This is a genomic window from Jannaschia formosa (genome assembly GCF_003340555.1).
Taxonomy (GTDB): domain Bacteria; phylum Pseudomonadota; class Alphaproteobacteria; order Rhodobacterales; family Rhodobacteraceae; genus Jannaschia; species Jannaschia formosa.
This window is the reverse complement of record NZ_QPLJ01000025.1, coordinates 12,244-26,408: the sequence shown is the minus strand read 5'-3', so window position 1 is coordinate 26,408 and position 14,165 is coordinate 12,244. Positions and strand designations below refer to the sequence as shown.

Annotated in this window: 13 protein-coding genes; 5 read left to right on the top strand and 8 right to left on the bottom strand. The window is 71.1% G+C overall.

All coding sequences use genetic code 11. The features are described from left to right. Window positions 1-10: 10 nt before the first annotated feature. Window positions 11-481, top strand: coding sequence for an SRPBCC family protein (locus DR046_RS18665; RefSeq protein ID WP_115383891.1), 471 nt, complete (start codon window positions 11-13; stop codon window positions 479-481). Window positions 482-645: 164 nt separating this feature from the next. On the opposite strand, the gene DR046_RS18660 is transcribed toward DR046_RS18665, so the two are convergent. The 5 genes from DR046_RS18660 to DR046_RS18640 form a co-directional block, all read right to left on the bottom strand. Further along, the gene (locus tag DR046_RS18660; protein ID WP_115383890.1) at window positions 646-1,302 is read right to left on the bottom strand and encodes a thermonuclease family protein; all 657 of its coding nucleotides are present in this window, start codon (window positions 1,300-1,302) and stop codon (window positions 646-648) included. A 64-nt stretch (window positions 1,303-1,366) separates the two neighbouring features. After that, entirely contained in the window at window positions 1,367-2,260 is an 894-nt protein-coding gene (locus DR046_RS18655) for a DMT family transporter (protein WP_245191003.1), read from the bottom strand. Window positions 2,261-2,302: 42 nt separating this feature from the next. Next, window positions 2,303-2,896, bottom strand: coding sequence for a LysE/ArgO family amino acid transporter (locus DR046_RS18650; RefSeq protein ID WP_115383889.1), 594 nt, complete (start codon window positions 2,894-2,896; stop codon window positions 2,303-2,305). A 48-nt stretch (window positions 2,897-2,944) separates the two neighbouring features. Next, complete coding sequence (locus DR046_RS18645; RefSeq protein WP_245191002.1) at window positions 2,945-3,607, bottom strand: DUF998 domain-containing protein; 663 nt, start codon at window positions 3,605-3,607, stop codon at window positions 2,945-2,947. A 43-nt stretch (window positions 3,608-3,650) separates the two neighbouring features. Continuing rightward, a complete protein-coding gene (locus tag DR046_RS18640; RefSeq protein ID WP_115383888.1) occupies window positions 3,651-4,391 on the bottom strand; it encodes a YebC/PmpR family DNA-binding transcriptional regulator in 741 nt (246 codons plus the stop codon). A 174-nt stretch (window positions 4,392-4,565) separates the two neighbouring features. On the opposite strand from DR046_RS18640, the gene DR046_RS18635 reads away from it, so the two are divergent. The 3 genes from DR046_RS18635 (at window position 4,566) to DR046_RS18625 (ending at window position 8,180) form a co-directional block, all read left to right on the top strand. Next, window positions 4,566-6,344, top strand: coding sequence for an SLC13 family permease (locus DR046_RS18635; RefSeq protein WP_115383887.1), 1,779 nt, complete (start codon window positions 4,566-4,568; stop codon window positions 6,342-6,344). Between the two features lie 77 nt (window positions 6,345-6,421). Next, window positions 6,422-7,219, top strand: a complete 798-nt coding sequence (locus DR046_RS18630) for an MBL fold metallo-hydrolase (RefSeq protein ID WP_115383886.1) — start codon at window positions 6,422-6,424, stop codon at window positions 7,217-7,219. Window positions 7,220-7,253: 34 nt separating this feature from the next. Beyond that, a complete protein-coding gene (locus DR046_RS18625) occupies window positions 7,254-8,180 on the top strand; it encodes an AEC family transporter (RefSeq protein WP_115383885.1) in 927 nt (308 codons plus the stop codon). A 50-nt stretch (window positions 8,181-8,230) separates the two neighbouring features. Here DR046_RS18625 and DR046_RS18620 read toward each other — a convergent pair whose 3' ends face one another. Genes DR046_RS18620 through DR046_RS18610 form a run of 3 tightly spaced genes read right to left on the bottom strand, consistent with a single transcriptional unit; the run spans window position 8,231 to window position 12,357 of the window. Continuing rightward, window positions 8,231-10,456: a hybrid sensor histidine kinase/response regulator gene (locus DR046_RS18620; RefSeq protein WP_115383909.1), complete on the bottom strand. Its 2,226-nt coding sequence runs from the start codon at window positions 10,454-10,456 to the stop codon at window positions 8,231-8,233. Window positions 10,457-10,461: 5 nt separating this feature from the next. Next, window positions 10,462-11,634, bottom strand: a complete 1,173-nt coding sequence (locus DR046_RS18615; RefSeq protein ID WP_115383884.1) for an FIST N-terminal domain-containing protein — start codon at window positions 11,632-11,634, stop codon at window positions 10,462-10,464. Window positions 11,635-11,664: 30 nt separating this feature from the next. Continuing rightward, window positions 11,665-12,357, bottom strand: a complete 693-nt coding sequence (locus DR046_RS18610; RefSeq protein WP_167767178.1) for a LuxR C-terminal-related transcriptional regulator — start codon at window positions 12,355-12,357, stop codon at window positions 11,665-11,667. 206 nt (window positions 12,358-12,563) lie between these two features. On the opposite strand from DR046_RS18610, the gene DR046_RS18605 reads away from it, so the two are divergent. Beyond that, window positions 12,564-14,162: an FG-GAP-like repeat-containing protein gene (locus tag DR046_RS18605; protein WP_115383882.1), complete on the top strand. Its 1,599-nt coding sequence runs from the start codon at window positions 12,564-12,566 to the stop codon at window positions 14,160-14,162. Window positions 14,163-14,165: the final 3 nt, after the last annotated feature.

Sequence of the window (14,165 nt, the reverse complement as noted above, 5' to 3'; positions counted from 1 at the left end):
AGGGACTGACATGGAACTGAACGGAACCCGCACCATCGCCGCCCCGCGCGAACTCGTCTGGGCGAAGCTGAACGATCCGGAGACGCTGAAGGCCTGCATCCCCGGCTGCGAGGAGCTGACGGGCTCGCCCGGCGAAGGGTTCGAGGCCACCGTGAAGCAGAAGGTCGGCCCGGTGAAGGCCACCTTCAAGGGCGCCGTGACGCTGGAGGACGTGAACGCGCCCGAGAGCTACCGCATCGTCGGCGAAGGCAAGGGCGGCGTCGCGGGCTTCGCCAAGGGCGCCGCCGACGTGACTCTGGCCGAGGTGCCCGAGGGGACGGAGCTGACCTACGCGGTCGAGGCCAAGGTCGGCGGCAAGCTGGCGCAGCTCGGCTCCCGGATCGTGGGCGGCTTCGCGGCGAAGATGGCCGACCAGTTCTTCGAGACCTTCAAGAACCAGGTCGAGGATGGCGCGCCCCGCGCCCAGGACCCCGTCACCTGAGCGGACCCCGTGCGGACGGGGCATCGAGCCCCGCCCGTCCGGGGCGCTGACGCGCCGCGCCCTCCGTCCCCCGATGGTGCCGAAGGCCGAGAGCAGAGGGGGCTCCGCCCCCGCGCGCAGAGCGCGCCCCCCGGCATATTTGAAGAGACATCGAACGAGGGGCGTCAGCCCCGCGGCGCGCGCCACCCGGCGGCCCGGGCCTCGGCTTCGGAGCAGAACCAGCGCTCGCCCTTGGCGGGATCGATCCGGGTGGCGTCGTAGCTGCGGCTGCCGGGGACGTGGTAGATGTGGCCGGAACCGGAAATGTTGCCCTTGATCTCGCATGATCCGGGCGCGGTCTCGGCGACGGGCGATGCGCGCTGACCGGCGCGCCATTCGGCCGGGTCCTGCATCTCGTAGGCCCAGAGGCCGCGGCCGAAGAGGATCGCGGCCTTCTCTTCCTCGGCATAGGTGAGGTCGTCGCGATAGGTGCGCGCGAGACCGCGGTCGACGAGATCGGCGCCGATGTCGCGGCCTGCGACCTCGCAGGTGGCGAGTAAGCGGCCGTAGCGGTCGCGGCCCTCGGTGGCGCAGACGGCGCGGCGGCCCTCGTAGAGCGCGCGGGCGGCGGCGGTAGCGAGCGCGCCGCAGGCCAGCTCCCGCGCGCCGCCGCGACAGGTCTGCGCGTCCTCTGCGGCGTCGATCGCCAGCAGGCGGATGGTGGCGGAGGCGCCGATATCGATCGTGTCGGCGTCGATGACGCGGATCGGGCCGGACAGCGTCTGGGCGGCGGCCGGAGCAGCGAGGACCAGGGCGAGGAGAAGTGAACAGAGGCGGAACATGCCCCGTCATGGGACAGCGACTCGGCCCCGTCCACAAGGAAGTTAAGAAACCGTTAATACGTGGCTATTTGGTCGCGACATGCGGCGGGGTCGTGATCCGGCGCAGCCGCGCCTCGCGCCAGGCGATGAAGCTGACCGAGGCGATGATGATCCCCGCCCCGAGGATGACGAAGGCGTCCGGCGGCTCGTCGAAGAGCGCCCAGCCCAGGAGCACCGCCCAGACCATCTGCAGGAAGGTCACCGGCTGCGTCACCGCGATGGGCGCCGCCGCGAAGGCCCGCGTCATCGTGTAATGTCCCGTGGTCGCGAAGCACGCGACGAGGAACATCCAGCCCAGATCCGCCAGCGCCGGCGGCGTCCAGACCGCCCAGGCCATCGGCGCGAGGCCCAGCGTCACCGTCAGCGACAGGACCGCCACCACCAGCGCCGCCGGATGCCGGTCCGAGAGCGGCTTGGCGCAGAGATAGGAGCCCGCGAAGAGCAGCGCCGTCCCGAGCATGGCCAGATGCCCCGTCTCGATCTCGCGGAAGCCGGGGCGCAGGATGACGACGACCCCGACCAGCGCCGCGAAGACGGCGGCGAGACGCCGCGCGGCCAGACGCTCGCCCAGCAGGAGCGCGGCGCCGAGCGTGACGTAGACCGGGTTGAGGTAGTTCATCGCCGTCACCTCGGCGATCGGGATCTGCGTCATCGCGTAGAACCACAGCGCCACCCCGAGGCTGTGGCAGACCCCGCGCAGGCCGAAGAGCCCCAGGTCGCGCCGGTCGATCCGCGCGGTCCGGATCGCGCCGATTGCCGGGATCAGGAAGACGAGCCCCAGCAGGTAGCGCAGGAAGGCCGCCTGCGCGGCGGGCAGGTCCTGGGCGGAATGCTTCACGACCGCCGTGACCGCGATGAAGCAGGCGCCCGTCGCGATCATCCAGAGGATGCCGATAAGGGGACGCGGCTCGGACGACATGGGGCGGGGGATGCGCCCTTCCGCGGGCGGGGGCAAGGGGGCTCAGCCCAGCACGAGCCCCAGCGCGATCAGCCACATGACGAGGCCGATACCGGCATCGAGCATCCTCCAGGCCGAAGGCCGCGCGAAGACGGGCCGAAGCAGCGTCGCGCCGTAGCCCAGCGAGAAGAAGAACGCGAAGGAGGCGGTGACGGCGCCCGCGCCGAAGCGCGTGGGATCGGGCGACTGGGTCGAGACCGATCCGAGCAGGATCACCGTATCGAGATAGACATGGGGGTTGAGCCAGGTCAGCGCGAGGCAGGTCGCGACCGCCTTCGCCCGGCTGCCCGCCGCCTGCCCCGCCTGCAGCGCCGCGCCCCCGCGCCAGGCCGCGAGGAAGGCGCGGGCGCCGTAGGCCAGCAGGAAGGCCGCGCCGCCCCAGCGGAAGGCGGGGACGATCCAGGGCGCCGCCTCGACCAGCGCACCGAGTCCCGCGACGCCCGCCGCGATCAGGAGCGCGTCCGACAGCGCGCAGGTCAGCACGACGGCCAGAACATGCTCGCCGCGCAGCCCCTGGCGCAGGACGAATGCGTTCTGCGCGCCGATGGCGAGGATCAGGGAGAGGCCGAGCCCGAAGCCCGAGAGGAAGGCGGTCATCGCGCGAGCAATGCCCCGGCCGCGCGGTCCGCGCAACGGGCCGGTCCGTCAGCCCCGGCCCCGTGCCTCCAGCGCCCCGGCCCGGCCCAGCAGGACGCGGGCCAGCGAGACCACGAAGACGAAGGTGAGCAGCCCGAGCAGGCGCTCGTAGAGGCCATCGATGTCGGTCGGCAGGAAGAAGAAGACCGGCGCCGAGAGCGCCCAGACCACGGTGATGGCCTTGCAGATCACCCCGTAGGCCGGGCGGATCACGGCGGCGCCCCGGGACATGCTCCAGGGGATCACGGCGAAGGCGGCGTAAAGCACCCAGACGAGATAGATATGGATGACGAAGCCGTCGTTGTCGCCGTCGCCATATTCGTTACGCGCGCCGACGAGGAAGACGATCAGGCCGGCCAGCAGCAGGCCGTAGATGCCGATCGTCCAGCCGGGCCCGCCCAGATGGGAATGGGCCGCGCCGATGGCCAACGCCAGCAGCGCGGCGGAATAGGCGTAGATGCCGGTATCGACGATGAGCTCGTAGCGCCCTGCGCCGAGGTCGCTGATCGTGTCGGCGACCCAGTCGTGGCCGGGGACGACAAAATCCGCGATCAGGATCGAGACGGCGAAGATGAGGGGCCCGGCGAGCGCGATGGCCGCCATGCCGCGGAGGATGTGGGTCCGCTCGGGCAGCGGGTCGCCCGGCCTGTCTGGAAGGTTCTTCGGTTGCACGGGGAGGCAACTTCCGCCCCGCGCCCTGGTTCCCCTGCGCGGCTCAGAGCTGAGCCATCACCGCGTCGCTGGCCTCGAAATTGGCGGTGACGGTCTGGACGTCGTCGTCATCCTCCAGCGCCTCGATCAGCTTCATCAGCGCGGACATGCCCTCGAGGTCGAGTTCCGTCGTGGTCTGGGGTCTCCAGACCAGCTTGGTCGACTCGGCCTCGCCCAGCGCCTCCTCCAGCGCGGTCGACACGGCGTTCAGGTCGGTGTCGGCGCACCAGATCACATGGGACTCCTCATCCGATTCGACGTCCTCGGCCCCCGCCTCGATGGCGGCCATCATCACGTCGTCCTCGGACCCGGCCGAGGCCGGATAGACGATCTGCCCCATGCGGTCGAACATGAACCCGACCGAGCCGGTCTCGCCCAGGTTGCCGCCGTGCTTGCCGAAGGTCGAGCGGACGTTCGACGCGGTCCGGTTTCGGTTGTCGGTCATCGTCTCGACGATGATGGCGACGCCGTTCGGGCCGTAGCCCTCGTAGCGGATCTCGTCGTAGTTCTCGGCGTCGCCGCCCATCGCCTTGGCGATGGCGCGCTCGATGTTGTCCTTCGGCATCGAGTTCGACCGGGCTTCCTTGACGGCGAGCCGCAGGCGCGGGTTCTTGTCGGGATCGGGGTCGCCCATCTTGGCGGCGACGGTGATCTCCTTCGAGAGGCGGCTGAAGATCTTGGCCCGCAGCTTGTCCTGCCGGCCCTTGCGGTGCTGGATGTTCGCCCATTTGCTGTGGCCGGCCATGACGGGGTCCTTCGGTCCTGAATGTCGGGTCGGGGGTCTATACAGCCCGCGCCCGGCCGCTTGCAATCCCGGCTGCGCGGCGCCGAAGCGGGCGGTTGCGAGATGGCTGGAAACCTCGTGCCCCTTTATCGCGTTAAGCGCCGGGGCCCACGCTCCGAAGGACCCGGAGACCGCATGACCCCCGACCAGACGATCCTCTTCGCCCTCTTCGGCGGCGTGTTCGCCATGCTGCTCTGGGGGCGCGTGCGCTACGACATCGTGGCCTTCTCGGCGCTGCTGCTCGGCGTGATCCTGGGCGTGATCCCGAAGGAGGACGCCTTCTCCGGCTTCGGCCACCCGGCCACGCTGGTCGTGGCGCTGGTGCTGATCGTCTCGGCGGGGCTGGTCCGGTCGGGCGCCGTGATGCTGATCACCAAGACGCTGATCGACAGCCGCCGTCGGATCGGCACGCATATCGCGATCATGGGCGGGGTCGGCGCGGTGCTGTCGGCCTTCATGAACAACGTCGCGGCGCTGGCGCTGCTGATGCCCGTCGACATCGCCACCGCGCGCAAGGCCGGGCGGTTGCCCGGCGCGACGCTTATGCCGCTCAGCTTCGCGACGATCCTCGGGGGCATGATCACGCTGATCGGCACGCCGCCCAACATCATCATCGCGGGCATCCGGCGCGACCAGCTGGGTGAAAGCTATGCGATGTTCGACTTCGCCCCCGTCGGCGCAACGGTCGCGCTGGTCGGGCTGGTCTTCGTGGCGCTGATTGGCTGGCGGCTGATCCCGCGCGTCGGCGGCAAGTCCGAGGGCGGCGAGGGCGACGACGTGGCCTACTACGTGGCGGAGCTGACCGTGCCCGACAACAGCGCCCGCATCGGCGCGCCCCTGCGCGAGCTGACCGGCGCCGCCGACGATGTCGGAGTTCAGGTCGTGGGCCTGGTGCGCGACGGGCGGCGCCTGTTCGGCTCGGCCCGGGACGTGCCGCTCAAGGCCGGGGACTCGCTGATCCTCGAGGCCCGGCCCGAGGATCTCGACGAGTTCCGGGCGAGCGAGGCCCTGACCTTCGCCGACAACCGCCGGATGAGCCTTCTCGACGCCGCCGAGCAGGGGCTGAGCCTCGTCGAGGTCGTCGTCCCGGAATCGAGCCGCATCCGGGGCAAGACCGCGCAGTCGATCGGACTCGCCTGGCGGCAGCGCACGGTGCTGATGGGCATCTCGCGCCGCGGCAAGCGCATCACCGAGCGGCTGCGCCGCGAGCCGATCCGTGCCGGCGACCTGTTGCTGCTGCTTGTGCCGACCGAACAGGCCGAGGACGTGGTCCGCTGGCTGGGCGCGCTGCCGCTGGCCGACCGGGGCCTCGCCGTGACCGAGAACCGCAAGATCTGGCCCGCCATCGGCATCTTCCTCGGCGCCGTCACCGTGGCGAGCTTCGGGCTGGTCGACCTGACCGTCGCGCTGGGCGTCGTCGTGGTCGTCTACGCCCTGGGGAAGATCGTGCCTCTGCACGAGTTCTACGATCATGTGGAATGGCCGGTCGTGGTGCTGCTGGGCTCGATGATCCCGCTCGGCGCCGCGCTGGAGGAGGCGGGCGGCACCCAGCTCATCGCGAACGCCCTAACCGGCCTGGTCGACGGGCGGGCGGCCTGGCTCGCGCTTCTGGTGCTGATGGTGGTGACGATGGTGCTGTCGGCGGTTCTCAACAACACGGCGACGGCGATCGTCGCGGCGCCTGTCGGGATCGAGATGGCGGAGATGATGGGCGTCTCGCCGGACCCGTTCCTGATGGCCGTCGCGGTCGCCGCCTCCTGCGCGTTCCTCACGCCGATCGGGCACAAGAACAACACGCTGATCCTGGGTCCCGGCGCCTACCGCTTCGGCGACTACTGGCAGATGGGCCTGCCGCTCACGGTCGTGGTGATCGCGGCGGGACTGCCGGCGGTGCTGTTCTTCTGGCCGCTCTGAGCGGCGCTCCGCGACGGAGCGGGCCAATTCGCCGGTGGAGCCTTGCCCCCGGCCCGCGCCCGGCGCATGAACCGGCCATGGCCCGACTGCGCTTCACCATTCTCGGCTGCGGCTCTTCCGGCGGAGTGCCGCGCCTGGGCGGCCATTGGGGCGCCTGCGACCCCGGGAACCCGAGGAACCGGCGGCGGCGCTGCTCGATGCTGGTCGAGCGGATCGGCCCGGACGGCATCACCCGGGTGCTGGTCGACACCTCGCCCGACATGCGCGAGCAGCTGCTCGACGCGGGGATCGGCGAGCTCGACGGGGTCGTCTGGACCCATGCCCATGCCGATCATGTCCACGGGATCGACGACCTGCGGATGATCGTCTTCAACCAGCGGCGGATGCTGGACGTCTGGGCGGACGACGTGACCTATGCGTCGCTGCGCACCCGCTTCGGCTATGCCTTCGAGACACCGCCCGGCTCCTCCTACCCGCCGATCCTGACGCGGCACCGGCTGGACGGGCCGACCACCATCGAAGGCGCGGGCGGGCCGGTCACGGTCTCGCCGATCCAAGTCGGCCACGGCGATATCGACGCGCTGGGGCTCAGGATCGGCGACCTGGCCTACATGCCGGACGTGAACACCATTCCCGAGGGCGCGGAATGGCTGCTCTCGGGGCTTCGGATCTGGGTGCTGGACGCGCTGCGCCGGTCGCCGCATCCCTCGCACCTCTCGCTGGGCGAGGCGCTTGGCTGGATCGAGCGCATGGCGCCCGCGCGGGGCGTGCTGACCAACCTGCACAACGACCTCGACTGGGCCACGGTCGATGCCGAGACGCCCGCCCATGTCACCCCGGCCTGGGACGGCATGGTGCTGGAGCTGGACGGCTGATGCGGCTGGTCCCACCCCGCCGGACCGGCTGAGGATGCTCGACGTCCTCGCCGTCACCGTCCCGGTCTTCCTGATCATCGGGGCGGGCTACCTCGCCGTCTGGCGCGGGTTGTTCTGCCAGGCCCAGGTCGACGGGCTGATGGTCTTCACCCAGCGCTTCGCCATCCCCTGCCTGCTGTTTCTCGCGGTGGCGACGCTGGACCTTGCGCGCGGGTTCGACTGGCGGCTGCTGACCGCCTATTACTCCGGCTCGCTCGTCTGCTTCGTGGCGGGCATCCTCGGCACGCTCTGGTGGCTGAAGCGCGGGGCCGAGGACGCGGTGGCGGTGGGCTTCGCGGCGATGTTCGCCAACACGGTCCTTCTGGGCCTGCCCATCTCCGAGCGCGCCTTCGGCGCCGACAGCCTCGCGCCGAATTACGCGATCATCGCGGTGCATGCGGCGTTCTGCTACTTCGTCGGCATCGCCACCATGGAGGCGGTGCGGGCGGGCGGCGCGGGCCTCATCGGCGGGGCGCGGACGGTCGCGCGGACGATGGCGACGAATTCCCTGATGATCGGCGTGGCTCTGGGGCTTGCGGTCAACCTGACCGGCCTGCCACTGCCCGGCCCGGCCGAGGAGGCGGTGCGCCTGATCGCCTCGGCCGCCCTGCCCGCGGCGCTGTTCGGGCTGGGCGGCGTGCTGGTCCAGTACCGGCCCGAGGGCGATGCGCGGGGGATCGCGCTGTGCTGCGGGATCGCGCTGCTGCTGCACCCGGCCTGGACCTGGGGAATTGGGCGGCTGCTCGGGCTGGACCAGGGGCAGTTCCGGGCCGCCGTGGTGACGGCGGCGATGGCGCCGGGGGTGAATTCCTACCTCTTCGCGGCGATGCACGGGCGGGCGGTGCGGATCAGCGCCTCGTCGGTGCTGATCGGGACGGCGGCGTCGGTCGTGACGGTCTCGGGCTGGCTGCTGGTGCTGTAGGGCATCGCGCGCGGGCGCCCACGGAACGGGCCGGAGCGGGACGGCGGGCGTCAGCGCCGCGACACGGCCGCCGGCGCGCCGCCGCCCTCGACCAGCCGCCGCATCGTCTCGGCCAGCGCCTCCGGGGCGACGGGCTTCGGCAGGAACGGCACGCCCCGCTCGGCGCAGGTCGCGGCGATGCCGCTGGCGCGGTCGGCCGAGATCAGGATGGCGGGCACGGCGGGCGCCTCGGCGGCCATGACCCCGATGAAATCCAGCCCGGACATCGCCCCATCGAGCTGGTGGTCGACGAGGAACAGGTCGGGGACCACGTCCACCTCGGCCAGAAGCGCCAGCATCTGCTCGGCGCTGTCGGCCTGGATCACGTCCGAGCCCCAGCCCTCGATCATGAGGGTCAGCGCGCGGGCCATGCCCTCGTCGTTCTCGAGCAGCGCGACGAGCACGTCCGGGGGACCACCGCGCCGAGCGGGCGCGGCGGGCACGGCCGCCCGGCGTTCGTCGCCGATCACCTCCGCGGCGATGGAGAAGCAGCTCCCCTGCCCCGCGTCCGAGACGAGCCGCAGTTCGTGCCCCAGCATGGTGCAGGCCCGGTCGACGATTGCGAGCCCCAGCCCGATGCCGTTCGCGCCCGAGCGGGAGGGGGCGAGTTGCCGGAACTCCTCGAAGATGACGGACTGCTGGTCCCGAGGGATGCCCGGCCCCTCGTCCCAGACTTCGATGCGCGCCCGCCCGCCCGCGCGCCGCACGCCCAGCAGGACCCGGGTGCCGTCGCTGTGGCGGATCGCGTTCGCCACGAGGTTCTGCACCACGCGCCGCAGCAGGACGACATCGCTCTCGACCACAAGCGAGCAGGGCACGACCCGCAGCACGATTCCCTTCTCGGCGGCGAGCGCCGTCATCTCGCTGCGCAGGCTTTCGAGGATGGTGCCGAGGCGCGCGCGGCCGATGGTGAACTCCGCCCGCCCCGACTCCAGCCGCGAGATGTCGAGCAGCGCGTCGATGATGGTCTCGACCGAATGCAGCGCCGAGACGACCTTGCCCGCGATCTCGCGCTCGGGCGCCTCCTTCGCCCGCTCCTCGAGGGAGGCGGCGAAGAGCTTGGCGGCCGACAGCGGCTGCAGCAGGTCGTGCCCGGCGGCGGCCATGAAGCGGGTCTTGGTCGCGTTGGCGCGGCGCGCCTGCTCCAGCGCCTCGCCCAGCTCCTCGGTGCGGGCGGCGACGCGGCGCTCGAGGCTCGCGGCCATGTCGCGCAGCGCGCGGGCGGTGGCGCGTTCCGCCGTCACGTCGGTGAAGCTGATGACGAAGCCGCGATCCGGCATCTCCTGGGCGAAGACGGTGAAGCTGCGCCCGCCCGCCCGCTCCACCTCGAAGGTCAGCGGACGCCGGGGGCGGCGGCGGGCGGCCCAGGCCTCCAGCGCCTTGCGGTCGACCTCTCCGGTGTAGCGGAAGGTATCGCCGATCCGGTCGAGCAGGTCGTCGAAATCCATGCCGACGATCTCGTCGCCAAGCGAGCGGCCCAGCAGCGCCGCCATCTCGGCGTTCCAGCCCATCAGCCGCCCGAGCCGGTCGAAGATGACGACCCCCTGCGCGATATGGTCGAGCGTGGCGCGCACCATCCGCGCCTGACGGTCGATCAGCCGCTCGGATTCGCGCCGCTGCAGCCGCATGGTCTGGGTGATGTCGGTCTGCAGGATCACCGTGCCGCCATTGCTGGTGCGCTGCTCGGAGACCTGGATCCAGCGGTCGAAGGCGAGCCGGACGTTGAACGTGGTCCGGCTGTCGGAATGGCGGCGCATCCGCCGGGTCTGCCAGTCCTCGGCGCTGCTGCCCTCGGGCAGCTCCAGCTCCGGCGAGCGGGAGACGCGCTCGACATAGTCCTCGAAGGGCAGGCCCGGCTTCAGCGCCGCGGCGACGTCCTCCATCTCGCTGCAGAAGCGGGAATTGTGCAGGACCAGCCGGTCCTCGGCGTCGAACAGGGCGAAGCCCTCCTCGACCGTCTCGATGGCGCCGGCGAGGTTGGCGCGCGCCGCCTCGGCCTCGGCCATGGCGTCCGACAGCCGGGCGTTCGATTCGTGCAGCAGGTCCAGCGTGCGCTCGAGGTCGGCGGTGCGGTCGCGCACCTCCGCCTCCAGCAGCGAGGCGCGCTCGAACTGGGAATAGGCGTGGCTGGCAGGGTTCTGCGGCTGCTCGACCCGGCGCATCAGCGCCTCGGCGATCCGCTGGAGCTTCTCGTTCTGCCGCTCGAGCGAATCCCGCGGATCGACCAAGCCCAGCATCGGCGTCACGAGGTCCCCGCCTCGGGCACGAACAGGATGACGCCGGTCATCGTCTGGTTCAGGTGCATCGGCCCGATCTGTTCGCCATAGGTCGAGAAACCGTGGACGCGGTGGCGGGCCAGCACCTCCGAGACGGCGGTGGACTGCTGCGTCCGCTCCGCCTCGATCCGGCGCAGGACGCAGTCGCAGGCGAGGATCCCCGCCGGCCGCGCCCGCCCTGACAGTCGCGAGAGCGTCGCGTCCAGATGCGGCGCCATCGGCTGCGCCTCGGCCACGGTCAGGACCATGCCCTCGTCGATGGCCGAGAAGAAGACCAGCTCTCCGGCCTCGTTGACGCGCTGGATGGCGCGGACATGGTGCCTGTCACCCAGCCGGACGACGACCGGGTGGGAGGCGAAGGTGAACTCGTCGAGCTGCTCGGGGTCCATGCCGACGAGCCGCGCGTATTCGCGCGCGGCGGGCTCGGCGTTGATCTCCTTGACGATGCGCCGCTCGGGGTCGGCGCGGGTGACGACCATGCGGGCCTCGCCGGGGCGCAGGTGGTCGAGGCTGAAGACCTCGACCCGGTAGTCGGTGGCGACGAAGGTGACGACGGCGGCATCCTCCAGCACCCGCCCGTCGACCGCGATCTGGGTGCGCTGGAACCGCGTCCCGTCCCCCGCCGAGCCGCCGAAGAGGGGCACGCGCCCGAGGGCCGGCGCCAGCGCCGCGGCCAGCATGTCCTCGCGCAGCGACAGCCCGTCGACCATCATGAAGGCGAACTGCTCGGGCAGGTGCGGCGCCTCGGTGGCGAGGCCCATCCGCGCGGCCAGCAGGTCGCGCGCGATCTGGCCGGCATCGAGATGCGAGAGACCCTCGACCAGCACGGACCGGCTGGTGAAGCGGCTGGCGGGCAGGCCGATGACGAGGATCCCGTGCTCGGCATAGCCGCGGGAGCCGAGCGCCCCGGCGGTGGTGCAGCCCACGACGGGCAGGTCGGGCAGCGCGGTCGACAGCTCCCGGACGAGGCGGGCCAGGTCGGTCTCGGGGGCGGCGAAGACCAGCGCGCGGTCGAGATCCACCCCGCCGATCCGGGCGGCGATGCGCGCCGCGGGGTTGGGTTCGGATGCGTCGAGCTCGACCGTGACGAACGCGTCGACGGCCGCCGACGGGGTCTGGCCGCCGTAGGGCAAGTTCACTGGTCGTTCCTCCCGGCTGGAAGGATAGGATCAGGTCCCGGATCTTGGCAAGACGGCGCGGAACTGCGCGTCCTGCGCGACGAGGACGGCCTGCGTCCGGGACCGGACGCCCAGCTTGCGCATGATCGCGGTGACATGCGCCTTCACCGTGGTCTCGGCGATAGTCAGGTCATAGGCGATCTGCTTGTTGAGCTTGCCGTCGCAGATCAGCTCCAGGATGCGGCCCTGCTGCGGCGTCAGGCTTGCCAGCCGCTCGACCGCGCGGTCGGAGGGGTCCTCCTCGGCGGGAACGAAGCTGTCGGGCAGGTAGGTGCCGCCCTGCTCGATCGCCTCGAGCGCGGCCTTGAAGACCGCGCGGGGCGAATGCTTGGGCACATAGCCCGCCGCCCCGGCCTTCAGCGCGGCCGAGACGATCTTGTTGTCGGTCATCGACGAGACGACGATCACCGGCGCGCCGCCCGCGCTCTGCCGCGCGCGGATCAGGCCGTCGAAGCCGGTGGCGTCGGGCAGGTTCAGATCCAGCACCACCAGCGCCGGGCGCCCGCCCCCGTCCAGCCGGTCGAGGCCCTCGGCCAGGGTCGAGGCGGTGACGACCGACCAGTCGGGCGCCACGGAGCGCAGCGTCATCTCGAGCGCGTCGCAGAAGAGCGGGTGGTCATCGACCACGAGCGCCCAGCTTCCGCGCGCGGCGGCCTCGGGCCGTATTTGAGCATCGATCGTCATGGCGTCGAGCATAACAGCCCGCCTCCGTCCGGCACCATATGCTTAGGTCTTAGTCCGGCGCGGGCGGCGGGGCACAGGACCAGGCCGCCCCGGCCCCCCGCGCGTTAACGTTGACCGAAACAATCGCCCCTCGCCGGGACGCGGTTCACGCCGATTTAACGGCTGCCCGGTCATGCGGACGGCCTGACGCAAGGCGAGGCCCCGCGATGACCGACGATCCGACCAGGGCCAGGTTGCCGCTGTTCCCCAATTCTGTCGTCTCGAACGACATCGACTTCATCCGGGCCGGCGATGCCGACGCCTATCTCTGGACCCGCTTCCTCGGCCGCTCCCGGCAGGAGATGCCGCGCCCCGACCGCGACGCGCTGTTCCAGGACGGGGTCTGGGTCTTCGAGATGAGTTTCTCGGACGGCGCGCGGGTCGAAATCTTCGCCGACGGCGACTTCGCGACCCTGGCAGAAGCCGAGGCGGAGGTCGCCCACATGCAGGGTCCCCTGGGCAAGCTGCCCGGCTTCATGCGGCAGGAGCTGTCGCATGTCGTGCTCAACATCGGCGACCACGGCGCCTTCGCCGAGGCCAGGCAGAACTTCTTCGTGGTCTCGACCGCCAACATGCGCACGCGGCGCGCCGCCAACGACATGGAGGAGACCTTCTTCCACGAGGCCGTGCACGCCGCGCTCGACCGCGACTGGCTGGGTAGGGCAGCCTGGAAGGACGCGCAGGCCGCCGACGGGGTCTTCCTCACCGACTATGCCGCGTCGCGCCCCGAGAAGGAGGATCTGGCCGAGACGTCCCTGTTCTACTACGCCTACCGCTTCTTTCCTGGTCGGCTCGACGCGGGCATTCGCGATGCGATGGCCGAGCTGATCCCCGCCCGCATCGCCTTTCTCGACGGCCTGTTCCTGCCCGGTGGCTGGGCTTCCGTGGTGGACGACGCCCCGCGCTTTGCCGACGCCCGGTCCTGGAGCGAAGGACGAAACACCTGGGGATTCTGGGACACCCAGAACTGGATGGCGGGCGACTTCGACGGCGACGGGTCCGACGACGTCCTGGCCAGCTACAAGTCAGGGACGACCGTCAAGCACCGCGTCTATCTGTCCGACGGGACGGGCAGCTTCTCGTATGCCAGTTCCTGGAGCGACGGCCGCTCGACCTGGGGATTCTGGCGTGACCAGGAATGGAGGACCGGCGATTTCGACGGCGACGGCGCCGACGACGTCCTGGCCAGCTACGAGTCCGGGGCGACCGTCAAGCACCGCGTCTACCTGTCCGACGGCGCGGGCAGCTTCTCGGATGCCCGCTCCTGGAGCGAGGGCCGGGCGACCTGGGGATTCTGGCGGGACCAGGAATGGATGACCGGCGATTTCGACGGGGACGGCGATGACGACGTGCTGGCGACCTATCGTGCGGACGGGCAGACGAAGCACAGGGTCTACCTCTCGGACGGCACGGGAAGCTTCTCGAACGCCCGCTCCTGGAGCGATGGCAGGGGCACCGGCGCCTTCGACGCTGGCCAGACCTGGCGCAGCGGCGATTTCGACGGGGACGGCAGCGACGACGTGCTCGCGACCTTTGCCGACCGGGGCGAGGTCCGGCACCGGGTCTTCCTGTCGGACGGAACCGGCAGCTTCTCGGACGCGCAGGACTGGAGCGGGGGCGCCGCGGCCTTCGCGCCGGAGCAGCGCTGGATGACCGGCGATTTCGACGGCGACGGCGACGACGACGTTCTGTCGAGCTTCGGCGAGGGCGGGCGCGCCGCGCTTCGGGTCGAGACGTCACCCGGAGCGGACGCCTTCCTGTTCTGACCC